Origin of the sequence: Streptomyces sp. NPDC049040, assembly GCF_043197715.1 — a bacterium.
GTDB lineage: Bacteria > Actinomycetota > Actinomycetes > Streptomycetales > Streptomycetaceae > Actinacidiphila.
This window is the reverse complement of sequence record NZ_JBICTO010000007.1, coordinates 195,396-218,699: the sequence shown is the minus strand read 5'-3', so window position 1 is coordinate 218,699 and position 23,304 is coordinate 195,396. Positions and strand designations below refer to the sequence as shown.

The 23,304-nt window shown below is 70.6% G+C and carries 29 protein-coding genes; 3 read left to right on the top strand and 26 right to left on the bottom strand.

All coding sequences use genetic code 11. The features are described from left to right. Nucleotides 1-261 precede the first annotated feature (261 nt). Together ACGFMP_RS20490 and ACGFMP_RS20485 are read right to left on the bottom strand one after the other, a co-directional pair. On the bottom strand, nucleotides 262-1,710 hold the full coding sequence (locus ACGFMP_RS20490; protein WP_393674101.1) for an NAD(P)H-hydrate dehydratase: 1,449 nt from the start codon (nucleotides 1,708-1,710) through the stop codon (nucleotides 262-264). Nucleotides 1,711-1,780: 70 nt separating this feature from the next. After that, complete coding sequence (locus tag ACGFMP_RS20485) at nucleotides 1,781-2,149, bottom strand: holo-ACP synthase (RefSeq protein ID WP_393674099.1); 369 nt, start codon at nucleotides 2,147-2,149, stop codon at nucleotides 1,781-1,783. A gap of 169 nt (nucleotides 2,150-2,318) precedes the next feature. Here ACGFMP_RS20485 and coaA point away from each other — a divergent pair, with 169 nt between their 5' ends. Continuing rightward, nucleotides 2,319-3,293, top strand: coding sequence for a type I pantothenate kinase (gene coaA, locus ACGFMP_RS20480; RefSeq protein ID WP_393674097.1), 975 nt, complete (start codon nucleotides 2,319-2,321; stop codon nucleotides 3,291-3,293). Nucleotides 3,294-3,349: 56 nt separating this feature from the next. Here coaA and glmM read toward each other — a convergent pair whose 3' ends face one another. From glmM to rplM, 3 genes are all read right to left on the bottom strand, one after another. After that, nucleotides 3,350-4,708, bottom strand: coding sequence for a phosphoglucosamine mutase (gene glmM / locus ACGFMP_RS20475; protein ID WP_393674095.1), 1,359 nt, complete (start codon nucleotides 4,706-4,708; stop codon nucleotides 3,350-3,352). Nucleotides 4,709-4,971: 263 nt separating this feature from the next. Continuing rightward, nucleotides 4,972-5,487, bottom strand: a complete 516-nt coding sequence (gene rpsI / locus ACGFMP_RS20470; protein ID WP_033177818.1) for a 30S ribosomal protein S9 — start codon at nucleotides 5,485-5,487, stop codon at nucleotides 4,972-4,974. 39 nt (nucleotides 5,488-5,526) lie between these two features. Next, nucleotides 5,527-5,970 (bottom strand): 50S ribosomal protein L13, encoded by a 444-nt coding sequence (rplM, locus tag ACGFMP_RS20465; RefSeq protein WP_393674093.1) that lies wholly within the window; start codon nucleotides 5,968-5,970, stop codon nucleotides 5,527-5,529. 312 nt (nucleotides 5,971-6,282) lie between these two features. Between rplM and ACGFMP_RS20460 the strand changes: the two genes are divergently transcribed. Continuing rightward, nucleotides 6,283-7,407 carry an XdhC family protein gene (locus ACGFMP_RS20460; protein ID WP_393674091.1) on the top strand — a complete coding sequence of 375 codons (1,125 nt, stop codon included), beginning with the start codon at nucleotides 6,283-6,285 and terminating at the stop codon, nucleotides 7,405-7,407. A gap of 16 nt (nucleotides 7,408-7,423) precedes the next feature. Here ACGFMP_RS20460 and ACGFMP_RS20455 read toward each other — a convergent pair whose 3' ends face one another. Then, entirely contained in the window at nucleotides 7,424-9,067 is a 1,644-nt protein-coding gene (locus ACGFMP_RS20455) for a hypothetical protein (protein WP_393674090.1), read from the bottom strand. 121 nt (nucleotides 9,068-9,188) lie between these two features. On the opposite strand from ACGFMP_RS20455, the gene ACGFMP_RS20450 reads away from it, so the two are divergent. Beyond that, a complete protein-coding gene (locus ACGFMP_RS20450) occupies nucleotides 9,189-10,811 on the top strand; it encodes an ABC-F family ATP-binding cassette domain-containing protein (protein WP_393674088.1) in 1,623 nt (540 codons plus the stop codon). Nucleotides 10,812-10,831: 20 nt separating this feature from the next. On the opposite strand, the gene truA is transcribed toward ACGFMP_RS20450, so the two are convergent. From truA to rplX, 20 genes are all read right to left on the bottom strand, one after another. Further along, a complete protein-coding gene (truA, locus tag ACGFMP_RS20445; protein ID WP_393674086.1) occupies nucleotides 10,832-11,683 on the bottom strand; it encodes a tRNA pseudouridine(38-40) synthase TruA in 852 nt (283 codons plus the stop codon). A gap of 82 nt (nucleotides 11,684-11,765) precedes the next feature. After that, nucleotides 11,766-12,296, bottom strand: a complete 531-nt coding sequence (gene rplQ / locus ACGFMP_RS20440) for a 50S ribosomal protein L17 (RefSeq protein WP_393674084.1) — start codon at nucleotides 12,294-12,296, stop codon at nucleotides 11,766-11,768. 609 nt (nucleotides 12,297-12,905) lie between these two features. Further along, on the bottom strand, nucleotides 12,906-13,928 hold the full coding sequence (locus tag ACGFMP_RS20435; RefSeq protein ID WP_033177813.1) for a DNA-directed RNA polymerase subunit alpha: 1,023 nt from the start codon (nucleotides 13,926-13,928) through the stop codon (nucleotides 12,906-12,908). Between the two features lie 119 nt (nucleotides 13,929-14,047). Further along, the gene (gene rpsD / locus ACGFMP_RS20430; protein WP_327289199.1) at nucleotides 14,048-14,674 is read right to left on the bottom strand and encodes a 30S ribosomal protein S4; all 627 of its coding nucleotides are present in this window, start codon (nucleotides 14,672-14,674) and stop codon (nucleotides 14,048-14,050) included. A gap of 26 nt (nucleotides 14,675-14,700) precedes the next feature. After that, nucleotides 14,701-15,105: a 30S ribosomal protein S11 gene (gene rpsK, locus ACGFMP_RS20425; RefSeq protein WP_003956432.1), complete on the bottom strand. Its 405-nt coding sequence runs from the start codon at nucleotides 15,103-15,105 to the stop codon at nucleotides 14,701-14,703. A 69-nt stretch (nucleotides 15,106-15,174) separates the two neighbouring features. After that, the gene (gene rpsM / locus ACGFMP_RS20420; RefSeq protein WP_393674081.1) at nucleotides 15,175-15,555 is read right to left on the bottom strand and encodes a 30S ribosomal protein S13; all 381 of its coding nucleotides are present in this window, start codon (nucleotides 15,553-15,555) and stop codon (nucleotides 15,175-15,177) included. A gap of 187 nt (nucleotides 15,556-15,742) precedes the next feature. Further along, a complete protein-coding gene (rpmJ, locus tag ACGFMP_RS20415) occupies nucleotides 15,743-15,856 on the bottom strand; it encodes a 50S ribosomal protein L36 (RefSeq protein ID WP_003956441.1) in 114 nt (37 codons plus the stop codon). A gap of 29 nt (nucleotides 15,857-15,885) precedes the next feature. After that, nucleotides 15,886-16,107, bottom strand: coding sequence for a translation initiation factor IF-1 (infA, locus tag ACGFMP_RS20410; protein ID WP_003956442.1), 222 nt, complete (start codon nucleotides 16,105-16,107; stop codon nucleotides 15,886-15,888). Between the two features lie 131 nt (nucleotides 16,108-16,238). After that, nucleotides 16,239-17,075, bottom strand: a complete 837-nt coding sequence (map, locus tag ACGFMP_RS20405; protein ID WP_393674080.1) for a type I methionyl aminopeptidase — start codon at nucleotides 17,073-17,075, stop codon at nucleotides 16,239-16,241. 141 nt (nucleotides 17,076-17,216) lie between these two features. After that, nucleotides 17,217-17,870, bottom strand: coding sequence for an adenylate kinase (locus tag ACGFMP_RS20400; RefSeq protein ID WP_393674078.1), 654 nt, complete (start codon nucleotides 17,868-17,870; stop codon nucleotides 17,217-17,219). Next, the gene (gene secY / locus ACGFMP_RS20395) at nucleotides 17,870-19,186 is read right to left on the bottom strand and encodes a preprotein translocase subunit SecY (protein ID WP_393674076.1); all 1,317 of its coding nucleotides are present in this window, start codon (nucleotides 19,184-19,186) and stop codon (nucleotides 17,870-17,872) included. The genes ACGFMP_RS20400 and secY overlap by 1 nt, the downstream gene beginning before the upstream one ends. Nucleotides 19,187-19,377: 191 nt before the next feature. Beyond that, nucleotides 19,378-19,830, bottom strand: coding sequence for a 50S ribosomal protein L15 (rplO, locus tag ACGFMP_RS20390; protein ID WP_393674074.1), 453 nt, complete (start codon nucleotides 19,828-19,830; stop codon nucleotides 19,378-19,380). A 2-nt stretch (nucleotides 19,831-19,832) separates the two neighbouring features. Next, nucleotides 19,833-20,015 carry a 50S ribosomal protein L30 gene (gene rpmD / locus ACGFMP_RS20385; protein WP_031524772.1) on the bottom strand — a complete coding sequence of 61 codons (183 nt, stop codon included), beginning with the start codon at nucleotides 20,013-20,015 and terminating at the stop codon, nucleotides 19,833-19,835. Next, nucleotides 20,015-20,620, bottom strand: coding sequence for a 30S ribosomal protein S5 (gene rpsE, locus ACGFMP_RS20380; protein WP_031524774.1), 606 nt, complete (start codon nucleotides 20,618-20,620; stop codon nucleotides 20,015-20,017). Before rpsE ends, rpmD begins: the two co-directional genes overlap by 1 nt. 52 nt (nucleotides 20,621-20,672) lie before the next feature. Then, complete coding sequence (gene rplR / locus ACGFMP_RS20375) at nucleotides 20,673-21,056, bottom strand: 50S ribosomal protein L18 (protein WP_393674072.1); 384 nt, start codon at nucleotides 21,054-21,056, stop codon at nucleotides 20,673-20,675. Between the two features lie 2 nt (nucleotides 21,057-21,058). Next, the gene (rplF, locus tag ACGFMP_RS20370) at nucleotides 21,059-21,598 is read right to left on the bottom strand and encodes a 50S ribosomal protein L6 (protein ID WP_327289205.1); all 540 of its coding nucleotides are present in this window, start codon (nucleotides 21,596-21,598) and stop codon (nucleotides 21,059-21,061) included. Between the two features lie 21 nt (nucleotides 21,599-21,619). Further along, nucleotides 21,620-22,018, bottom strand: a complete 399-nt coding sequence (gene rpsH, locus ACGFMP_RS20365) for a 30S ribosomal protein S8 (protein ID WP_329182408.1) — start codon at nucleotides 22,016-22,018, stop codon at nucleotides 21,620-21,622. 212 nt (nucleotides 22,019-22,230) lie between these two features. Beyond that, on the bottom strand, nucleotides 22,231-22,416 hold the full coding sequence (locus ACGFMP_RS20360) for a type Z 30S ribosomal protein S14 (RefSeq protein WP_073492416.1): 186 nt from the start codon (nucleotides 22,414-22,416) through the stop codon (nucleotides 22,231-22,233). A 2-nt stretch (nucleotides 22,417-22,418) separates the two neighbouring features. Next, entirely contained in the window at nucleotides 22,419-22,979 is a 561-nt protein-coding gene (gene rplE, locus ACGFMP_RS20355; protein ID WP_251485174.1) for a 50S ribosomal protein L5, read from the bottom strand. Further along, nucleotides 22,979-23,302 (bottom strand): 50S ribosomal protein L24, encoded by a 324-nt coding sequence (gene rplX, locus ACGFMP_RS20350; protein ID WP_393674069.1) that lies wholly within the window; start codon nucleotides 23,300-23,302, stop codon nucleotides 22,979-22,981. Before rplX ends, rplE begins: the two co-directional genes overlap by 1 nt. Between the last annotated feature and the right edge of the window lie 2 nt (nucleotides 23,303-23,304).

Sequence of the window (23,304 nt, the reverse complement as noted above, 5' to 3'; positions counted from 1 at the left end):
ACCCGCCGGCCCTGGCGCCCGCGGTCCTGGACACCGGATCAGGACCGGCCCCCACGCGCCTGAAGTCCCCTCCCCGGCACGGGAGTACGGCGGGTGGGAGCCGCCTCCCAGGGCCAGAGGAACGGCCCCGCCACCCGATACGGCGGGGCCGCGACCCTCCGCCTCGCTGGTGCCTTCCTCGGGTCCGCCGGGCGACCCGCACGAGACCCCACCGGCGGCGGTGCGCCACGGCGCCCCCGCCGCCCGCCGGGTGGCGGCAGGTCAGCGGGCCGGGGGGAAGACGCCGCGCCAGGCGGCGGGGATGGCCTCGGCCACGTCCATGGCCGCGAGCGGCCCGCTCGCCAGCCGGGCCGCGAGACCGTGCAGGTAGGCGCCGGCCGAGGCGGCGTCAGGTGCGGCCAGGCCCGCGGCCAGCAGGGATCCGGTGAGGCCGGAGAGCACGTCGCCGCTGCCCGCGGTGGCCAGCCAGGCGGTACCGGTGGGATTGACCCGCACCGGGCCGTCCGCGGCGGGCGGCGCCACGAGGGTCGTGGACCCCTTGAGCAGGACCGTCGCCCCGAAGGCGGCGGCCAGGGCGCGCGCCGCGTCCAGGCGCCCCGCCTCGACCGCTTCGCGGGGCCGGCCCAGCAGCGCCGCCGCCTCTCCCGCGTGCGGGGTGAGCACGGTCGGGGCGCTGCGTGCCAGGACGGCGTCCCGGTCCATGAGCCGCAGCCCGTCGGCGTCGACGAGCACCGGCACGTCCGCGGCCAGCACCTCGGCGACCGCGGCCCTGGCGGCGGCGGAGTCGCCGAGCCCCGGGCCGACGACCCAGGCCTGCACCCGCCCGGCGGCGTGCGGGGAGCCGGTGGAGACCAGCGTCTCGGGGTGCCGGGCGAGTACGGCCCCGGCGCCGCCGCCGACGTAGCGGACGGCCCCCGCGCCGCCGCGCAGCGCGCCGGAGACGGCGAGGACCGCCGCGCCGGGGTAGCGGTCGGAGCCGGCCACGACCCCCACCACGCCGCGCCGGTATTTGTCGCTCTCGCCGCTCGGCTGCGGCAGCATCGCGGCCACGTCGGCGTGCTGGAGCGCTTCGATCGCGGGTGCGCCGAGGTCGGCGTCGAGGCCGATGTCGATGAGCCGCAGGGCGCCCGCGAGTCCGGCGGCGGGGTCGATGAGCAGCCCCGGCTTGTAGGTGCCGAAGGTGACGGTCACATCGGCGCGGACGGCGTCCCCGCCGACCTCGCCGGTGTCGGCGTCGACACCGCTCGGCAGGTCGACGGCGACGACCGCGGCCCGCGCGTCGTATGCCGCCCGCATCAGGCCGGCGGCCTCCGGGCGCAGCCCGCCCTTGCCGCCGATGCCGACGATGCCGTCGTAGACGAGGTGGGCCCTGGCGACCGCGGCGGGCCCGTCCTCCACGCCCGCGACCCGGCCGCCCGCGGCCCGCAGCGCCGCGAGCCCGCCGGTGTGCGCCCGCTCGGGCGAGAGCAGCACCGCGGTGACGCCGGCCCCGCGCCGGGCGAGTCGCGCACCGGCGTAGAGGGCGTCGCCGCCGTTGCTGCCGCTGCCCGCGAGCACCACGACCCTGGACCCGTAGACCCGCCCGAGCACGTCGGCGCCGACCGCGGCGAGCCCGGCGGCGGCCCGCTGCATCAGCGCGCCCTCCGGCAGCCGCGCCATGAGCGCACCCTCCGCGTCCCGAACTGCCTGCACCGTATGCGCGTACCTCATCGCGAACCCTCCCGTCGGCCCTGCGTCCGACGATACGTACCGCCTGCCGCCGCGGCACCCCGGCCCCGGTTCAGCCCTCCGCGATCACCACGGCGGACGCGACGCCCGCGTCGTGGCTGAGCGACAGGTGCCAGCCGGCGACGCCGAGTTCGGCGGCGCGCGCGGCGACCGTGCCCTTGACGGCCAGCCGGGGGCGGCCGGACGGCTCCGTGGTGACCTCGGCGTCCAGCCAGCTCAGTCCCGCCGGGGCGCCGAGGGACTTGGCCAGCGCCTCCTTGGCCGCGAAACGGGCGGCGAGCGAGGCCAGGCCGCGCGGGGCGCCGGAGGGCAGCAGCAGCTCGGCGGGGGTGAAGAGGCGCTCCGCCAGGCCAGGGGTGCGGTCAAGGGCGGCGGCGAACCGCTCGATCTCGGCGACGTCGATGCCGACCCCGACGATCATCGGACGACCGCCGGGGTGCCGCGGCCGGACCCTGTCCTGACCGCCGCCACGAAGTCCCGCCCGCCCCCGGTGCACTCCACGTCGCCGCACATGCGGGCCAGCTTAGGGCCTGCCCGGCGGATCCTGCCGGGTCCGCCCGCCGTACGCACGCTGCCCGTGCCCTGCGAGGATGCTTCACGTGACGACCACGCCGACCGCGCCCGCCAGCCCCTTCGTCGACCTGACAAGGGAGCAGTGGAGCGCTCTGCGGGACCGCACCCCGCTGCCGCTGACCGCGGACGAGGTGGAGCGGCTGCGCGGCCTCGGCGACGTCATCGACCTGGACGAGGTGGTGGACGTCTACCTGCCGCTGTCCCGGCTGCTGAACCTGTACGTCGCCGCGCACAGCGGCCTGCGCGGCGCCCTGAACACCTTCCTGGCCGGCGCGGCGGGCGACCCCCAGCCGGGCACGCCGTTCGTGATAGGCGTGGCCGGCAGCGTGGCGGTGGGCAAGTCCACCACCGCCCGCCTCCTCCAGGCGCTGCTCGCCCGCTGGCCGGAGCACCCGCGGGTGGAGCTGGTCACCACCGACGGCTTCCTGCTGCCCAACGCCGAGCTGCAGCGGCGCGGCCTGATGTCGCGCAAGGGCTTCCCCGAGTCCTACGACCGGCGGGCGCTGACGCGTTTCGTGGCCGATGTGAAGTCCGGCAAGGCCGAGGTCACCGCGCCGGTCTACTCGCACCTGTTCTACGACATCGTGCCGGGCGAGCTGCTGACCGTCCGCAGGCCCGACATCCTCATCGTCGAGGGCCTCAACGTGCTCCAGCCCGCGCTGCCGGGGCAGGACGGCCGCACCAGGATCGGGCTCGCCGACTACTTCGACTTCAGCGTCTACGTCGACGCCCGCACCGAGGACGTCGAGCAGTGGTATCTCGGGCGGTTCCGCAAGCTGCGGGAGACCGCCTTCCAGAACCCCGACTCGTACTTCACGAAGTACACCCGGGTGGCCGAGGACGAGGCGATGGACTACGCCCGGATGATGTGGCAGACGGTCAACCGGCCCAACCTCCAGCAGAACGTGCTGCCGACCCGCAGCCGGGCCACCCTGGTGCTGCGCAAGAACCAGGACCACAAGGTGCAGCGGCTGTCACTGCGCAAGCTGTGACGCCGCCGCGGAGCCCGCGGGCCCCGGCGGCGGCGTGACGACGTGAGCCGGCCGGCTCAGCCCAGGGTGGACTTCACCACGTCCGCGAGGCGGCCCGCGACCGACCTGGCGTGGTCGATGTCGGCGGCCTCCACCATGACGCGGACCAGCGGCTCGGTGCCCGAGGGGCGCAGCAGCACCCGCCCGGTCGCGCCGAGCTCCGCCTCCGCCTCCGCGACGGCCGCCAGCAGCTCGGGCGAGGTCCCGGCGCGGCTCTTGTCGACGTCCGGCACGTTCACCAGCACCTGGGGCAGCCGCTGCATGACGGCGGCGAGATCGGCCAGCGTCCGCCCTGTCGCCATCACCCGGGCCGCGAGCAGCAACCCGGTCAGGGTGCCGTCGCCGGTGGTGGCGTGGTCGAGCACGATGACGTGGCCGGACTGCTCGCCGCCGAGCGCGTAGCCGTGCTCCTTCATCGCTTCGAGCACGTAGCGGTCGCCGACCGCGGTCTGCACCAGGGTGATGCCCTCGCGCTCCATGGCCAGCTTGAAGCCCAGGTTGGACATCACCGTGCCGACGACGGTGTCGCCGCGCAGCTCGCCGCGCTCGCGCAGCGACAGCGCGAGGATCGCCAGGATCTGGTCCCCGTCGACCTCCTCGCCCGCGGCGTCCACGGCCAGGCACCGGTCGGCATCGCCGTCGTGCGCGACGCCGAAGTCGGCGCCGTGCTCTATGACGGCGGCCTTGAGCAGGTCCAGGTGGGTGGATCCGCAGCCGTCGTTGATGTTGAGGCCGTCGGGGCGGGCGCCGATGGTGACGACCTCGGCCCCTGCCCGTGAGAAGGCCTCGGGCGAGACCCGGGAGGCGGCGCCGTGCGCCTCGTCCAGGACGACCTTGAGCCCGTCGAGCCGGTTGGGGAGCACGCCGATCAGGTGGGCGACGTACTGGTCGAAGCCCTCGTCGTAGTCCCGCACCCGGCCCACGCCCGCCCCGGTGGGCCGCAGCCAGGGGGCGCCGGTCCTGTGCTCCTCGTAGATCTTCTCGATCCGGTCCTCGAGGTCGTCGTCCAGCTTGTGGCCGCCGCGCGCCAGGAACTTGACGCCGTTGTCCGGCATCGCGTTGTGGCTTGCGGACAGCATCACGCCGAGGTCGGCGCCCAGCGCGCCGGTGAGATACGCCACCGCCGGGGTGGGCAGCACACCGACCCGCAGGACGTCCACGCCCGCGCTCGCGAGGCCCGCCACGACGGCGGCCTCCAGGAATTCACCGGAGGCGCGTGGATCGCGCCCCACCACCGCGACCGGCCGGTGCCCGGCGAAGGTGCCCGCCTCGGCGAGCACATGCGCTGCCGCGACCGACAGGCCGAGCGCAAGCTCGGCGGTGAGGTCCGCGTTGGCGATGCCACGCACCCCGTCGGTACCGAAGAGTCGTCCCACTGTGTGTCCTCCGATGCGATACGGCGGCTCTGCCGTCTCGGCCGTGCCCGGCCACTGGTACGCAGGTGCCGGGCGCCGCGCCGCGTGCGCGGTTGCGCACCTGCCTGGTGCTTGACGTTTGGCGCCCCGTACTTGGTTGTACCAGTCGTATCACCACAGATATACGACGTCGGCGCCACATGCGAACGCCCCGGAGGCGATGGTGTGCCTCCGGGGCGTCGTGCAACGGCGAAAAAGCAGCGGCAACGGGTGCCGGGTGCGATTTAGCGCTTGCTGAACTGCGGCGCCTTGCGGGCCTTCTTCAGACCGGCCTTCTTCCGCTCGACCGCGCGGTCGTCACGGGTCAGGAAGCCGGCCTTCTTGAGCGGGCCGCGGTTGTTGTCGACGTCGGCCTCGTTCAGCGCACGGGCCACACCGAGGCGCAGCGCGCCGGCCTGGCCCGAGATGCCGCCGCCGCTGATGCGGGCGATGACGTCGTAGCGGTTGTCGAGTTCGAGCACCTTGAAGGGCTCGTTGACTTCCTGCTGGTGCACCTTGTTCGGGAAGTAGCCCTCGAGGGTGCGACCGTTGATCTTCCACTTGCCGCTGCCCGGGACGATACGGACGCGGGCGATGGACTGCTTGCGGCGGCCGGTGCCGGCAGCCGGCTGCGGGTCGCCGAAGCGCGAGGCGAGCGACTCGGAGGTGTACTCCCCCTCGACGGCCTCGGACTCGAAGGTGGTGATCTCCTCGTAGGACTCGTCGCCCTCGATGACGGTCTCGGCAGTGGTCTCAGCCACGATTCTCCTCAGGTTCTTTCTGGTAGCTGGTGGCCGGAACTACTGCGCGACCTGGGTGATCTCGAACGGCACCGGCTGCTGGGCAGCGTGCGGGTGCTGGTCGCCCGAGTAGACCTTCAGCTTCGAGAGCATCTGACGGCCCAGGGTGTTCTTCGGGAGCATGCCCTTGACGGCCTTCTCGACGGCCTTCTCCGGGTTCTTCTCCATCAGTTCGTCATAGCGCACAGAACGCAGACCACCCGGGTAACCCGAGTGGCGGTAGGCCATCTTCTGGGTCCGCTTGTTACCCGAGAGGTGGATCTTGTCGGCGTTGATGATGATGACGAAGTCACCGGTGTCGACGTGGGGCGCGTAGATGGGCTTGTGCTTGCCCCGCAGAAGGGTGGCGGCCTGAGTGGCCAGACGGCCCAGGACAACGTCCTGCGCGTCGATGACGTGCCACTGGCGCTGGACATCGCCGGGCTTGGGGCTGAACGTACGCACGGTCGTAGCCTTCGCTTCTTCTCAGTAGTGGTTTCCCCTGACCCGCCGCGAGGGCGGTGGGGAAGGGTCCTGACAAGGCCACCCGGACGATCACGACAGCCTTGGCCGCGGACGGGGACGCAACCCGCCTGCCTGCCGCTGGTCATCGGCCCGGTGAACCGGCGTAAGGGCCCCTCACGTGAGATAGAGCAAGCCAATACGCATAACGAACCCGAAGAATACCCGGGTGGCCCCCGGCGGGTCAAAACGGCCGGAGCGGGCCGCCGGGCGATCATGGGGAGGCGCGATCGGCTCGTCGACAGGAGCGCGTGCATGCGGGACATCACCGGGGGCGTGGCCGCATGGCAGGCAGCCGGGAAGCGGTTCGCCGTGGCCACCGTGGTGCGGACCTGGAAGTCCGCGCCGCGCCGTCCCGGCGCTGCGATGGCCGTCGCGGAGGACGGCGACGTCCTGGGCAGCGTGTCCGGTGGCTGCGTGGAGAGCGCGGTCTACGAGCTGGCCCGCGAGGTGATCGGCACCGGCCGCCCCGCCCTGGTGTCCTACGGGATCAGCGACGACGACGCCTTCGGAGTCGGCCTGACCTGCGGCGGCACCGTGGAGGTCTTCGTCCGCCCGGCGGGCCGCGGCCACTTCCGGCTGCTCCCCGACGTGCTCGACGCCATCGGGAAGGGCCGGCCGGCCGCGGTGGCCACCCTGATCTCCGAACACGCCGCCGGGCCCGGCGGGCCGCCGGAGCGCGACCTGGTCGTCACCCCCGACTCCGCCGCCGGCACCCTCGGCGGCCCGGAGCTCGACGCGGCGCTCACCGCCCGCGCCCGCGGCCTGCTGGCCCAGGGCGCCAGCGCGGTCGTACGCGTCGGGCGGGCCGGCGAGGAGCGCCGCGAGGACCTGTCCGTCTTCGTGCAGTCCTTCGCGCCGCCGCCGCGGCTGCTGGTCTTCGGCGCGATCGACTTCGCCGGCGCGGTGGCCAGGATGGGCCGCTTCCTCGGCTACCACGTCACCGTCTGCGACGCCCGCCCCGTCTTCGCGACCCGCGCACGCTTCCCCGACGCCGACGAGGTGGTCGTGGACTGGCCGCACCGCTTCCTCGACCGGGCCCCGGCCGACGGCGACACGGTGATCTGCGTGCTCACCCACGACCCGAAGTTCGACATCCCGCTGCTGGAGCGGGCGCTGCGCACACCCGCCAGGTACATCGGCGCGATGGGCAGCCGCCGCACCCACGAGGACCGGCTGCGACGGCTGCGCGAGGCCGGTGTCCCCGAGGCCGACCTGGGGCGTCTCGCCTCCCCCATCGGCCTCGACCTGGGCGCACGGACCCCCGAGGAGACGGCCGTGGCGATCATGGCCGAGGTCATCGCGCTGCGCTGGGGCGGCTCAGGCCGCCGCCTGGCCGCGACCTCGCCCCTGCCGATCCACGGCGCCGCGGAAGGCTGACGACCGCGACCGCCGGCTACTGGCGTGCGGGGTCCGCCGCGGCCGCGTCCTTTCCGCGCTGGACGATGCGGCTGAAGGCGAAGTCGGACGCGTCGTTGGCCGCCTGCTTGCCCAGCGTGTCGTTCGCCGCGAGCGTCGTGCCGTTCTTGAAGCCCGAGATGGCGAAGTAGGCGTAGCGCCCGACGGAGTTCGCCGTCATCTGGCAGCGGACGGCGTGGCAGAAGTCGGCGACTCCCGCGCCGTTGAGCGGAGCCAGGTACTGCGAGACGCCCCCCACCTTCTTCGCGTGCGCGTTGTCGGGGAAGACGGCGACGCCGACGGTCACGGCGAGGGCCCCCTGCGTGTACGTCGCGCGTATCAGCTTCTGGCAGCCGTTGGCGGTGAGGGCCGTCGCGACGGCCTTCCTGGCGTTCTTCGCGCAGGAGGTGGTGACGTCGCTGCGGGTCTTGGCGTACGTGCGGCCCTGCCAGACGAACTGCTTGCCGGGGAAGAGGGAGTCGGGGGTGAGCGGCGCCTTGTCCTTGGCCGCGGTGTTCAGGTAGTCCAGCGGGTTCGCCGGGGGCGGCGGGGCGACCGAGGAGAAGGACGGCAGGGGCGGCAGCGACTGCTGGCTCGCGGTCGCGGTGGCCGAGGAGGAAGGGCCCGCGACCGCCTTGTCGTCGCTCTTGCCCGACATGACGACGGCGGTGGCGACACCGCCGGCGATCACGGCGACCGCCACGATCCCGCCCACGAGCATCAGGACCCTGCGCTTGCGGGCGCCGGTGGCCTCCTGCTGCTCGGCCAGCGCGCCCCAGTCAGGCGTGGCGGGCTCGGCCGCCCCGCCGCCGAGGCCGCCGCCCGACCTCCGCGCCTCCGCGCGCGACCCGGCCCGCGACCCGCTGCCGCCCCCGAACGGCACCCGCCCGGCACCGCCCTCGGCCGGCGCCTGCGCCGCCCGCTCGGGGGTGCGTGGCTGCGCCGCCGGGGCCGCGGCCTGCTGCGGCGCGGCCTGCGCGGGGACGGGCGCCTGCGGCGCCTGGGCCTGCTGCTGGGCGGCGTACGGCTGCGCGGGCGCCTGCGGCTGCTGCGGCGGCGTCTGCTGCTGGGCGGCGTACCGCTGCTGTGGCTCCATCGGCGCCTGCGGCGCCCCCGTGAAGGGCTGCGGCCTGCCCGCATGGGGCTGCTGCTGGCCCGCGTACCCCTGCGGCGCCTGCTGCTGCCCGACCGGCGCCTGCGGCCCGCCCGCGTACGGCTGCTGGCCCGCGTACCCCTGCTGCTGCTCCACCGGCGCCTGCGGCCCGCCCGCGTACGGCTGCTGCTCGGCCGGGGCCTGCGGCTGGGCCGAGTGGGCCGGGATGATCTGGGTCGCCGGGTCCGCGTGCCCGGGTGTGGGGTCCAGGGCGGGCTGCTGCGGTTCCGCGGCCCAGGACTGGCCGCCCTGCACCTGCGCCTGGGGGGCGCTCTGGGAGGCCGCGTCGGCCTGGGCGGACCAGGCGGGGCCGGCCTCGGGGGCCTGCGGCGGTGGGGACTGCCGGCGGAATTGCCGACGCGGGTCCGCGTCCCTCTCGGCCTGCGTACGGGAGGGGATGACGCGTCCCTCCAGCACTTCGCGCTCGCCCGTGCCATCGGCGTTCCTGCGCGGTTCCTGCGGCGGTTGCTGCCCGGGGCCATCGGTCATGTCGCGCATCATATTGCCGGTGCGGCCGCGGGCCTACCGGGGGCCGTCACCGGCGCCGGCTGTACGGCTGCTCGGGGAAAACTGGTTGGGCGCACTCCTGCCGCACGGGAGAATTCAGGCCATGGGACATGTGGAAGCGGCGCACCTGGAGTATTACCTGCCGGACGGGCGGGCGCTGCTCGGCGACGTCTCGTTCCGCGTCGGCGACGGCGCGGCCGTGGCGCTGGTCGGACCGAACGGCGCGGGCAAGACCACGCTGCTGCGGCTGATCTCGGGAGAGATCACCCCGCACGGCGGCGGGGTCACCGTCAGCGGCGGACTCGGCGTGATGCGGCAGTTCATCGGCAGCGTGCGGGACGACAGGACCGTGCGCGACCTGCTGGTGTCCGTGGCGCATCCGCGTATCCGCGCGGCCGCGCAGGCCGTGGACGCGGCGGAGCTGGCGATCATGGCGCAGGACGACGAGCCCGCGCAGATGGCGTACGCGCACGCGCTCGGCGACTGGGCGGAGGCGCGCGGCTACGAGGCCGAGACGCTGTGGGACATGTGCACGATGGCGGCACTCGGCGTCCCCTACGAGCGGGCCCAGTGGCGCGAGGTCAAGACGCTTTCCGGCGGCGAGCAGAAGCGGCTGGTGCTCGAAGCGCTGCTGCGCGGCCCTGACGAGGTGCTGCTGCTCGACGAGCCGGACAACTATCTGGACGTGCCGGGCAAGCGCTGGCTCGAGGAGCAGATCGCCGCCACCAGGAAGACGGTGCTCTTCGTCAGCCACGACCGCGAGCTGCTGTCGCGCACCGCGGAGAAGATCGTCAGCGTGGAGACCGGGCCCGCGGGCTCCACGACCTGGGTGCACGGCGGCGGCTTCGACACCTTCCACGAGGCCCGCAAGGAGCGCTTCGCGCGCTTCGAGGAACTGCGGCGCCGCTGGGAGGAGGAGCACTCCAAGCTCAAGGCGATGGTGCTGCGGCTGCGGCAGCAGGCGGCGAACAGCCCCGACATGGCGTCCCGCTACCACGCGGCCCAGACCCGGCTGAAGCGCTTCGAGGACGCGGGCGCCCCGCAGGAGCCGCCGCGCGAGCAGGACATCAAGATGCGACTCAAGGGCGGCAGGACCGGCGTACGCGCGGTGACCTGCGAGAAGCTGGAGCTGACCGGCCTGATGAAGCCGTTCGACCTGGAGGTCTTCTACGGCGAGCGGGTCGCGGTGCTCGGCTCGAACGGCTCGGGCAAGTCGCACTTCCTGCGGCTGCTCGCGGGCGACGAGGGCGTGGCGCACAGCGGCACGTACAAGCTGGGCGCCCGCGTCGTGCCCGGCCACTTCGCGCAGACCCACGCCCACCCGGAGCTGCGCGGCCGCCCGCTGGTGGACATCCTGTGGACGGAGCACTCCAGGGACCGTGGCCGGGCGATGTCGGTGCTGCGCCGCTACGAGCTGGAGCGGCAGGGCGACCAGCCCTTCGACAAGCTGTCCGGCGGCCAGCAGGCCCGCTTCCAGATCCTGCTGATGGAGCTGGAGGGCACCACGGCGCTGCTGCTGGACGAGCCGACGGACAACCTGGACCTGGAGAGCGCGGAGGCCCTCCAGGAGGGCCTGGAGTCCTACGACGGCACCGTGCTCGCCGTGACCCACGACCGCTGGTTCGCCCGCAGCTTCGACCGCTACCTGGTCTTCGGCTCCGACGGCCTGGTCCGCGAGACCACGGAACCCGTCTGGGACGAGCGCCGCGTCGAGCGCAAGCGGTGAGGCCTCAGGAGCGTGAGGCCTCAGGAGGGGGCGCACCCCGGCAGTGACCGCATGTTGCGGGCCTCGCGGCTGCGGGCCGCGAGCAGGTGGTCCGCGGGGTAGCCGACCTCTTCGAGGGTCAGCCCGTGCGGCCGCACGACGTTCACCGCCGAGTGCCGCACCCGTCCGGCCAGGACCTCCGCGGGGAAGGCGACAGGACGGTGCCCGTCGCCGACCAGGATCATCGCCCCGACCAGGGCCCGCACCATGTTGTGGCAGAAGGCGTCGGCCCTGACGGTGGCGGCGGCGACACCGTCGGCGCCCCGCTCCCAGTGCACGTCGAGCAGGGTACGGATGGTGGTCGCGCCTTCCCGCTTCTTGCAGTAGGCGGCGAAGTCGTGCTCGCCGAGCAGCAGCTTCGCGGCGGCGTTCATCGCGTCGACGTCGACCGGCCGGTCGTGCCAGAGCACGTGCCCGCGCAGCAGCGGGTCCACGCCGCCGGGGTGGTCGCCGACCCGGTAGGCGTACCGGCGCCAGACCGCGGAGAAGCGCGCGTTGAAGCCGGAGGGCGCCTCGCGGACGCCGAAGACCCGGACGTCCCAGGGCAGCCGCCCTGCCAGCCGCCTGCGCAGCTTGTCGCGCTCGGCGTCCCACACCTCGGCCGGCAGGTCGACGTGCGCGACCTGCCCACGGGCGTGCACACCGGCGTCGGTGCGCCCCGCCACGGTCAGCTCCACCGGCTCCGGCAGCCGCAGCACCGTGGTGATCGCCGACTCCAGCTCGCCCTGCACCGTACGGCGGGTGCGCTGCTTGGCCCACCCGGAGAATTCGGCCCCGTCGTATGCCAGGTCGAGCCGGACCCGGGTGAAACCGGGTGCCGCATCGTCGCTCACGCGTAGCTCCTCACCATGGGGGAACGGAACGGACCCGCACCCCCAGGGGGTACGGGTCCGCCCGTCGAACCTGTCGGACGCCTCAGGCGTCCTTGGCCTCGTCCGACTCCTCGGCCGCGTCCGCGTCCGCGGCGGGCTTGGCGTCCTCGACGGCCTCGTCCTTCTTGAGGTCGGCCAGAGCGTCATCACCCGCGGTGTCCTTCGCGGAACGCTTCGTCGCGGCCTCGGCCTCACCGACAGCGGACTGCTGCACGGTCAGGGCCTCGACCAGCTCGATGACCGCCATCGGGGCGTTGTCGCCGCGACGGGGGCCGATCTTGGTGATACGGGTGTAGCCACCCGGGCGGTTCTCGTACCGCGGGCCGATCTCGGTGAAGAGCGTGTGCACGATGCTCTTGTCCGTGATCGTCTGCAGCACCTGGCGACGGTTGTGCATGTCGCCCTTCTTCGCCTTGGTGATCAGGCGCTCCGCGACCGGGCGCAGCCGGCGCGCCTTGGCCTCGGTGGTGGTGATGCGGCCGTGCTCGAAAAGGGCCTTCGCGAGGTTCGCGAGGAGCAGCTTCTCGTGCGCGGCGCTGCCGCCCAGACGGGCACCCTTGGCGGGCTGAGGCATGGTCTTTCTCCTTCTACGCTGCACCGGCCGTATCAGGTACCGGTGTCAGTGCGAACTGGCGGCTGCCAGCTCGTGGGTCTCCGGGCTCGCCCCGGAATGCCCGAGGCTCGCGCCCCGGGAAGCTTCTCCGCGCCCGGCAGGGCGCCCCCGCAACGAGCGGGCTTCTTCGCGCCCGGCAGGGCGCCCCCGCAGGGGCGCGGGGAACTGCGCGACAAGCCCCCACCGGGGGCGCGGGTCGTCACCGGCCCGAAGGGGCTGATCGGTCCGATCCGGACCACCGCCCGGTGGGTGGTTGCTCGCGCAGTTCCCCGCGCCCCTGCGGGGCTGCGGTTCGTCGCCACACGACGGTCGTGCGTGGCTTGTCGCGCAGTTCCCCGCGCCCCCTGGGGGGCTGCGGTTCGTCGCCACACGACGGTCGTGCGTGGCTGGTCGCGCAGTTCCCCGCGCCCCTGGCGGGGTTGCGGTTCGCCGCGCGGTGCAGCCGGCGCCCCTGAGGGGGCTGCTGCCGTTGGTCCTGCGAGGGCGGCCGGTCGTCCCCGGGGGCGGACCCCCCGCGGCAGGAATGCCGCGAGAGGGCGCACCCTCATGACTCCCGACCGCCGGAGGCGATCAGTACTGCTCGGTCTCCACGAAGCCGGCGTCGACGTCGTCGTCGGCGCCGAAGGCGTCGGCGGCGGCGGTCGGGTCGAATCCGGGCGGGCTGTCCTTGAGGGCCAGGCCCATGCCGGCCAGCTTCGCCTTGACCTCGTCGATCGACTTCGCACCGAAGTTGCGGATGTCGAGCAGGTCCGCCTCGGAGCGGGCGACGAGCTCACCCACGGAGTGGATGCCCTCGCGCTTGAGGCAGTTGTAGGAGCGGACGGTGAGTTCCAGCTCCTCGATCGGCAGCGCCAGGTCAGCGGCCAGGGCGGCGTCCGTGGGGGACGGGCCCATGTCGATGCCCTCGGCGTCGACGTTCAGCTCGCGGGCCAGGCCGAACAGCTCGACCAGGGTCTTGCCCGCGGACGCCATGGCGTCACGGGGGCGCATGGCCTGCTTGGTCTCGACGTCGACGATCAGCTTGTCGAAGTCGGTGCGCTGCTCGACACGGGTCGCCTCGACCTTGTAGGTGACCTTGAGCACGGGGCTGTAGATGGAGTCGACCGGGATGCGGCCGATCTCCTGGCCCTGCTGCTTGTTCTGCACCGCGGAGACGTAGCCGCGACCGCGCTCGACGGTCAGCTCCATCTCCAGCTTGCCCTTGGCGTTGAGCGTGGCCAGGACCAGGTCGGGGTTGTGCACCTCGACACCGGCCGGCGGCGCGATGTCGGCGGCGGTGACGACACCCGGGCCCTGCTTGCGCAGGTACATCACGACCGGCTCATCGTGCTCGGAGGAGACGACGAGCTGCTTGATGTTGAGGATGACGTCGGTCACGTCCTCCTTGACGCCCGGCACGGTGGTGAACTCGTGCAGGACACCGTCGACCCGGATCGAGGTGACGGCGGCACCCGGGATCGAGGAGAGGAGGGTACGGCGGAGGGAGTTGCCGAGGGTGTAGCCGAAGCCCGGCTCCAGCGGCTCGATCACGAACCGTGAGCGGAATTCGTCGACGACCTCTTCGGTCAACGAGGGACGCTGAGCGATCAGCATGTTCTGTGGTCCTTCTGTCGTGGGCGCCCGCTATTTGACGCCCCCTGTACTACGAGGGTACGGGCGGCACGGCGAAACCGTCGTGAGACGGCGGCCGCACCGCCCGTGACCGTGAGCCGCTACTTGGAGTAGAGCTCGACGATCAGCTGCTCCTGCACCTGGGTGTCGATCACCTGGCGCTCGGGCAGGCTGTGCACGAGGATCCGCAGCTTGCCCGCGTTGGCCTCGAGCCACGCCGGCACGGTCTTGTCGCCGGCCTCGCCCTGCGCCACCGCGAACGGGGTCAGGTTGCGGGACGACTCGCGGACCTCGACGATGTCACTGACAGCGACGCGAGCCGACGGAATGTCGTTCTTGCGGCCGTTGACGGTGATGTGTCCGTGACGGACCAGCTGACGGGCGTGGTCGCGGGACTTGGCGAAGCCGGCCCGGTAGACCACGTTGTCGAGGCGGGTCTCGAGGATGCGAAGCAGGTTCTCACCGGTCTTGCCGGACTTCTGGTTCGCTTCCTTGTAGTAGTTCACGAACTGCTTCTCGAGGACACCGTAGATTCGCGCGCACTTCTGCTTCTCACGCAGCTGAAGCAGGTACTCGCTGTCCTTGGTGCGCCCGCGTCCGTGCTCACCCGGGGGGTAAGGACGGATCTCGATCGGGCACTTCGCGCTCTCGCACTTGGCTCCCTTGAGGAAGAGCTTCTGCTTCTCCCGACGGCATCGCTTGCAGTCGGCCCCGGTGTAACGCGCCATTGTCTCAGTTCTCCTGTATCAGCTGGTCAGACGCGGCGGCGCTTCGGCGGGCGGCAGCCGTTGTGCGGGGTCGGGGTGACGTCCTGGATCGACCCGACCTCGAGGCCGGTGGCCTGGAGCGAGCGGATCGCGGTCTCGCGGCCGGAGCCGGGACCCTTCACGAAGACGTCGACCTTGCGCATGCCGTGCTCCTGCGCGCGGCGGGCGGCCGACTCGGCGGCCATCTGCGCGGCGAAGGGGGTGGACTTGCGCGAGCCCTTGAAGCCGACGTGGCCGGCGGAGGCCCAGGAGATCACGTTGCCCGAGGGGTCGGTGATCGAGACGATCGTGTTGTTGAACGTGCTCTTGATGTGGGCGTGCCCGTGAGCGACGTTCTTCTTTTCCTTGCGGCGCACCTTCTTGGCTGCGCCCTGACGGCCCTTAGGAGGCATGTGTCACGTTCTCCTGGTGGAGGTGGTCGGTCCTACGAGCGAAGACCGCTGGATGGGTCCTGCTGAGGACTACTTCTTGCCCGGCTTCTTCTTGCCGGCGATGGCGCGACGCGGGCCCTTGCGGGTGCGGGCGTTGGTGTGAGTGCGCTGCCCGTGGACGGGCAGGCCGCGGCGGTGCCGAAGACCCTGGTAGCAGCCGATCTCCACCTTGCGGCGGATGTCGGCCTGCACCGAACGACGGAGGTCACCCTCGGTCGTGTAGTTGTCGTCGACCCACTTGGCGAGCTTGACGAGGTCTTCCTCGGGAAGGTCGCGCACGCGGATGTCGGGGTTCACACCGGTGTTCTTCAGGATCTCCTGGGAGCGCGAGCGCCCGATGCCGAAGACGTAGGTGAGGGCGATCTCCACGCGCTTCTCGCGCGGGAGGTCAACGCCTGAAAGGCGTGCCATGTGTGTGGCTCCTGGTGAAGTCGGAGGTCTTCCGCAGTACCGGTTCCCGGCGGCCGTGTCAGGTACCGGACGGGTCCCCGGCCTCCGCCGGGGGTGTCGTCCCCTGCGTGCGGGGGACGGGTACTGCGTATGTACGTGTGTGCGTCGCGCGAATCTCTACGGCGGTGCAGAAGGAGCAGGTCGTACGTCAGCCCTGGCGCTGCTTGTGGCGCAGGTTGTCGCAGATGACCATGACCCGGCCGTGGCGGCGGATCACCTTGCACTTGTCGCAGATCTTCTTGACGCTCGGCTTGACCTTCATGGGATGTCAGGTTCTCCGGGTCTTGAGATCTACTTGTATCGGTAGACGATCCGTCCGCGCGTCAGGTCGTACGGAGACAGCTCCACGACGACCCGGTCATCCGGAAGGATACGGATGTAGTGCATCCGCATCTTGCCGCTGATGTGCGCGAGGACCTTGTGACCGTTCTGGAGCTCCACCTTGAACATGGCGTTCGGCAGAGACTCGATCACGGTGCCCTCGATTTCGATGGCGCCTTGCTTTTTGGCCATGTCCTGCTTTCGGGATCGGCTACCTTGATCGGCTCTGGGCATGCCGGAAGACATGCGAGAGCCGACGTGTCAGTCTACGACACGGCCCCCGGAAAGACGAATCCACTGTGTATGCCCATGGTGGAAGATCGTTATGCAACGGGGTCGGGTGCGGCGGTGATGCCGTACTCGGCGAGCTTGGACCGGCCGCAGTCGGGTGCGGTGAGCACCAGCGGGCCGTCCTCGGTCAGGGCGATGGTGTGCTCCCAGTGCGAGGACCACGAGCCGTCGTCGGACTTGACCGTCCACTCGTCTTCCATGACGTGCGTGTGCGGGCTGCCGAGGGTCACCATCGGCTCGATGGCCAGGCACACCCCGGGGATCAGCTTGATGCCCCGGCCGCGCTTCTTGGTGACGTAGTTCAGCAGGTGCGGGTCCATGTGCATCTCGGTGCCGATGCCGTGGCCGCCGTAGTCCTCGACGATGCCGTACTTGCCGGACGCGGGGCGCGGCTGGCGGCGGATGTAGCCCTCGACGGCCCTGGAGATGTCCTCCAGCCGGTTGCCCTTGCGGAAGGCGGCGATGCCGGCCCACATGGACTCCTCGGTCACCCGGCTCAGCTCGATCAGCTCCGGCGCGTGGCCGGTGCCCACGAAGCAGGTGAAGGCCGCGTCGCCGTGCCAGCCGTCGACGATCGCGCCGGCGTCGATGGCGATGATGTCGCCGTCCTTGAGCACGGTCTGGCGGTCGGGGATGCCGTGGACGACCACGTCGTTGACCGAGGTGCAGATGTTGCCGGGGAAGCCTCCGTAGCCGAGGAAGTTCGGCTTGGCTCCGTGGTCGGCGATGACCTTGGCGGCGATCTCGTCCAGGTCCTTGGTCGTCGCGCCGGGCACCGCCGCGGCGCGCGTCGCCTCGTGGATCGCCGCGACGACAAGACCGGCGCGCCTCATCGTGGCGATCTGCTCCGGGGTCTTGATCTCCACCATGCGGCTGACGCCTTCCTTGCATCGGGGTGTACGGGCGCTGACGGGCCAGGCGCCCGTTCAACGATACGGCCGTGGTGCCCGTCGGGGCACCACGGCCGTTTGCCGTGCTGTGCTGCCGGCCGCGCCGTGCGGCCGCGGTCGTCAGACCTCGCGCCGCAGTGCGTCCATCGCGCGCCGCGTGACCTCGGCCACCTTGCCGAGGGCCGGGATCGTCTGCACCAGGCCCTGCTGCTTGTAGTAGTCGATGATCGGCTCGGTCTTGCTGTGGTACTCCTCCAGCCGGATCCGCACCGCTTCCTCGGTGTCGTCCGAGCGCTGGTAGAGCTCGCCGCCGCAGGTGTCGCAGACGCCTTCGGCGGCCGGCGGGTTGTACTCGACGTGGAAGACGTGCCCGCCGTCGTTGCGGCACAGCCGGCGTCCGGCGATCCGCTTGACGACCTCTTCCTCGGGGACCTCCAGGTCGAGGACCGCGTCGAGGGTGACATGCGTCTTGGCGAGGAACGCGTCCAGCGCCTGGGCCTGCCCGACGTTGCGCGGGAAGCCGTCCAGCAGGAAGCCCTGTGCCGCGTCCGGCTGGAGCAGCCGGTCCTCGGCCATGCCGATGGTGACTTCGTCCGGCACGAGCCGGCCTGCGTCCATGAATGCCTTTGCCTGCTTGCCCAGCTCGGTGCCCTGGCTGATATTGGCGCGGAACAGGTCGCCCGTGGAGATGTGCGGGATCGACAGGTTCTCGGCGAGGTACGCGGCCTGCGTCCCCTTGCCCGCGCCGGGAGGCCCGACCAGGACGATACGCATCAGCGGAGGAACCCTTCGTAGTTACGCTGCTGTAGCTGGCTCTCGATCTGCTTCACCGTCTCGAGACCGACACCCACGATGATCAGGATGCTGGTACCGCCGAGTGGGAAGTTGCCGTTGCTGCCGTTGAAGATCGCGATGGCGACCGTCGGCACGAGCGCGATGAGGCCCAGGTAGAGCGCGCCTGGCCACGTGATGCGGTTCAGCACGTAACTCAGGTATTCGGCGGTGGGACGACCGGCACGGATGCCAGGGATGAACCCACCATACTTCTTCATATTGTCGGCAACTTCTTCGGGGTTGAAGGAGATCGCGACGTAGAAGAAGGCGAAGAAGACGATCAGCAGGAAGTAGGCCGCCATGTACACCGGGTGGTCGCCCTTGGTGAAGTTGCGGCTGATCCACTGGGCCCAGCCCGCGGTCGAGCCGGAGAACTGCACGATCAGCGCCGGGATGTAGAGCAGCGACGACGCGAAGATGACCGGGATCACACCGGCCTGGTTGACCTTGAGCGGGATGTACGTGGACGTGCCGCCGTACGAGCGCCTGCCGATCATGCGCTTCGCGTACTGCACGGGGATCCGCCGTTGCGCCTGCTCGACGAAGACCACCAGGCCCACCATGGCCAGGCCGACCGCGAGGACCGCGAGGAACTCCACCCATCCGCCGGCGATCTTGCCGGACACCTTGATCGCCCACAGCGAGCTCGGGAAGCCGGCCGCGATGGAGACGAACATCAGGATCGACATGCCGTTGCCGATGCCGCGGTCGGTGACGAGCTCACCGAGCCACATGATCACCACGGTGCCGGCGGTCATCGTGGTGACCATCGTGATCGTGGTGAAGATCGACTGGTTGGGCACGATGCCGCCGGCGTTGGTGCAGCCGGAGAACAGGCTGCCGGAGCGCGCGGTGGCGACCAGTCCCGTCCCCTGCAGCACGGCCAGCGCGACCGTCAGGTACCGGGTGTACTGCGTGATCTTCGTGGTGCCCGCCTGGCCCTCCTTCTTGAGGGCCTCCAGGCGTGGGATCACCACGGTCAGCAGCTGGAGGATGATGCTCGCCGTGATGTACGGCATGATTCCCAGCGCGAAGATCGTCAGCTGGAGCAGTGCGCCACCGCTGAACATGTTCACCAGGCCGAAGAGGCTGTTGTTGCCCTTCGTCTCCTTGATGCACGCGTTGACGACGGTGTAGTCGATGCCGGGCACCGGTACATGCGCCCCGAGGCGGTAGACCACCACGATGCTCAAGGTGAACAGCAGCTTCTTGCGCAGGTCGGGCGTCCTGAACGCCCGTGCGAACGCGGTGAGCACGGTGCCTCCTGCACCCCCCGCGCCAGGGCGGAAGGACGGTTTATGAGGTTTCTGACGACAGCAGCGTCGGCCAGCCTACCGGCGACGTGGCCCCGCAAGGAATGACCAACCAGGGAAGGAAAATCACAGGAACGAACGACCGGGGATGCCCAAGAGTTTCTGGGCATCCCCGGTCGTGTTCGACATCGGGCTCAGACGAGCTCGGTGACGGTGCCGCCGGCGGCGGCGATCTTCTCCTTGGCGGACCCGGAGACCGCGTCAACGGTCACCTGGAGCGCCACGGAGACCTCGCCGGTGCCGAGCACCTTGACGAGCTGGTTCTTGCGCACCGCACCCTTGGTGACCAGGTCGGCCACCGTCACCTCGCCACCCTCGGGGTAGAGGGAAGCGAGCTTGTCCAGGTTGACGACCTGGTACTCGGTGCGGAACGGGTTCTTGAAGCCCTTGAGCTTCGGGAGGCGCATGTGGAGGGGCATCTGCCCGCCCTCGAAGCGCTCCGGAACCTGGTAGCGGGCCTTGGTGCCCTTGGTGCCACGACCGGCCGTCTTGCCCTTGGACGCCTCGCCGCGACCCACACGGGTCTTGGCGGTCTTGGCTCCGGGGGCGGGACGGAGGTTGTGGATCTTGATCGGGTTGTCACCCATGATCAGTCGACCTCCTCGACCGTGACGAGGTGGCGGACGGTGTGGACCATGCCGCGGATCTCCGGGCGGTCCTCCTTGACCACGACGTCGTGCAGGCGCTTGAGCCCGAGCGAACGCAGGGTGTCACGGTGGTTCTGCTTGCTGCCGATGTAGGACTTGGTCTGCGTGACCTTCAGGCGCGCCATCACACACCCACTCCGGCACGAGCCCGAAGCAGGGCGGCGGGCGCGACGTCCTCGATCGGCAGGCCGCGGCGGGCCGCGATCTCCTCGGGCCGCTGAAGGCCCTGGAGCGCCGCCACCGTGGCGTGCACGATGTTGATCGCGTTGTCGGAGCCGAGGCTCTTGGACAGCACGTCGTGGATGCCCGCGCACTCCAGCACGGCGCGCACCGGGCCACCGGCGATCACACCGGTACCGGGGGAAGCCGGCTTGAGCAGGACGACGCCCGCTGCCTTCTCACCCTGGATCGGGTGCGGGATGGTGCCCTGGATACGGGGGACCTTGAAGAAGTGCTTCTTGGCCTCCTCAACACCCTTGGCGATGGCGGCCGGCACCTCCTTGGCCTTGCCGTAACCGACACCCACGGTGCCGTCACCATCGCCCACCACGACCAGCGCGGTGAAGCTGAAGCGACGACCACCCTTCACAACCTTGGCGACGCGATTGATCGCGACGACACGCTCGACATAGGCGGTCTTCTCGGCCTGCTGGCCGCCGTCCCGCCGGTCCTTACGGTCCCGTCGCTCGCCGCCACCGGCACCGCTTCCGCGGCGCTGGGGTCCAGCCATTGGAATTACCTCTCGATTCTTTAGCGTTTCTCCGCTAGCAAACGGAACCGGGCTAGAACTTCAGACCGGCTTCGCGGGCGGCGTCCGCCAGGGCGGCGATGCGCCCCGCGTACTGGTTGCCGCCACGGTCGAACACGACAGCCTCGACGCCCTTGGCCTTCGCACGCTCGGCCACGAGCTGGCCGACCTGCTTCGCCTTGGCGCTCTTGTCGCCTTCGCCGCCGCGGATGGACGCGTCGAGGGTCGACGCCGACGCGAGCGTGTGGCCCGCGAGGTCGTCGATGACCTGCGCCACGATGCCCCGGTTGGACCGGGTCACGACCAGGCGCGGACGCTCGGTCGTACCGGAGATGCGCTTGCGCACCCGGATGTGGCGACGCTTGATCGCAGCACTCTTGTAGGCCTTGCCCTTGGCGATCTTCACACCGAATGCCATGGCTACTTACCCGCCTTTCCGACCTTGCGGCGGATGACTTCGCCCGCGTACTTGACGCCCTTGGCCTTGTACGGGTCGGGCTTCCGCAGCTTGCGGATGTTGGCGGCGACCTCGCCGACCTTCTGCTTGTCGATGCCCTCGACCGAGAACTTGGTGGGGTTCTCGACCTTGAAGGAGATGCCTTCGGGGGCCTCGACGAGGATCGGGTGGCTGTAGCCCAGCGCGAACTCCAGGTTGGAGCCCTTCGCCTGGACGCGGTAACCCACACCGCTGATTTCGAGCTGCTTGCTGTAGCCCGCGGTCACGCCGGTGATCATGTTCGCCACCAGCGTGCGGGACAGGCCGTGCAGGGCCTTCGAGACACGCTCGTCGTTGGGGCGGGTGACCAGCAGAGTGCCGTCCTCGCCCTTGGCGATGTCGATCGGCGCGGCGACGGTGTGGGTGAGCGAGCCCTTGGGGCCCTTCACCGCGACCGTGCGGCCGTCGATGGTGACGTCCACTCCGGCGGGAACCGAGATGGGCAGCTTGCCGATGCGCGACATTGCTATACCTCGCTTTCCCGGTTACCAGACGTAGGCGAGGACTTCCCCACCCACGCCCTTCTTCTGAGCCTGCTGGCCGGTGAGCAGACCGTGCGACGTGGAGATGATCGCCACGCCGAGGCCGCCGAGCACCTTCGGCAGGTTGGTGGACTTCGCGTAGACCCGCAGACCCGGCTTGCTGATCCGCTTGATACCCGCGATGGAGCGCTGACGCTCCGGGCCGAACTTCAGCTCGAGGACGAGGTTCTTGCCGACCTCGGCGTCCTCGACCTTCCAGCCCGTGATGTAACCCTCCTGCTGGAGGATCTCCGCGATGTGCGACTTGATCTTGCTGAACGGCATCACGACGTCGTCGTGGTACGCCGAATTCGCGTTACGCAGACGGGTCAGCATGTCTGCGATGGGGTCGGTCATGGTCATGAGGTGGCCCTGGGCCTCTCTCGCCGGGGTTTCCTGGTGCTCCATCCCTCTCCCCCGGGCGAAGCCGGGGACGGGTGCGGTGCGGTGGACCTACGGCGTAGTAAGTCGATGCGGGCGGCGGGCGCCCAACCCTTCTACCTTACGGGAAGAAAGGGCGGGGTCCCGCCGTCCATCTGCTTACCGAGAGTTCCTGGTCGAGTCCCTTACGGGACTTACCAGGAGCTCTTGGTCACGCCCGGCAGCTCGCCACGGTGGGCCATCTCACGAAGGCACACGCGGCACAGGCCGAACTTGCGGTAGACGGAGTGCGGCCGGCCACAGCGCTGGCAGCGGTTGTAACCGCGCACAGCGAACTTGGGCTTGCGAGCGGCCTTAGCGATCAGAGCCTTCTTCGCCACGGTCAGTTCTCCTTGAACGGGAAGCCGAGGTGACGAAGGAGGGCACGACCCTCGTCGTCGTTGGTCGCCGTGGTGACCACGGTGATGTCCATGCCCCGGACCCGGTCGATCTTGTCCTGGTCGATCTCGTGGAACATGACCTGCTCCGTGAGACCGAAGGTGTAGTTGCCCCGGCCGTCGAACTGCTTGGGGGACAGACCGCGGAAGTCGCGGATACGCGGCAGCGCGAGCGACAGCAGACGGTCGAGGAACTCCCACATGCGGTCGCCGCGAAGCGTGACGTGGGCACCGATCGGCTGGCCCTCACGCAGCTTGAACTGCGCGATGGACTTACGGGCCTTGGTGACCTGCGGCTTCTGACCGGTGATCGTGGCGAGGTCGCGGATGGCGCCCTCGATCAGCTTGGAGTCGCGGGCGGCGTCGCCCACACCCATGTTGACCACGATCTTGGTGAGACCGGGGATCTGCATGACGTTCTCGTAGGAGAACTGGTCACGCATCTTGCCCGCGATCTCCTCGCGGTAGCGCGCCTTGAGACGCGGTGAAGTGGTGGTGGCAGTCATCAGATGTCCTCACCGGTCCGCTTGGCAACGCGGATCTTGTTGCCCTCGTCGTCGAAGCGGTAGCCGACGCGGGTCACGACCTTCTTGCCGTCCTTCTCAACAACCAGCTGCACGTTGCTGACGTGGACGGGCGCCTCGGTGGTGATGATGCCGCCGGTCTTCGAACCGCGGTCGGTCGCGCCGGCCTTGGTGTGCTTCTTGACCCGGTTGACACCCTCGACGAGGACGCGGTCCTGAGCCGGGAAGGCCACGATGACCTTGCCCTGCTTGCCCTTGTCCTTACCGGTGATGACCTGGACCAGGTCGCCCTTCTTGATCTTCATCG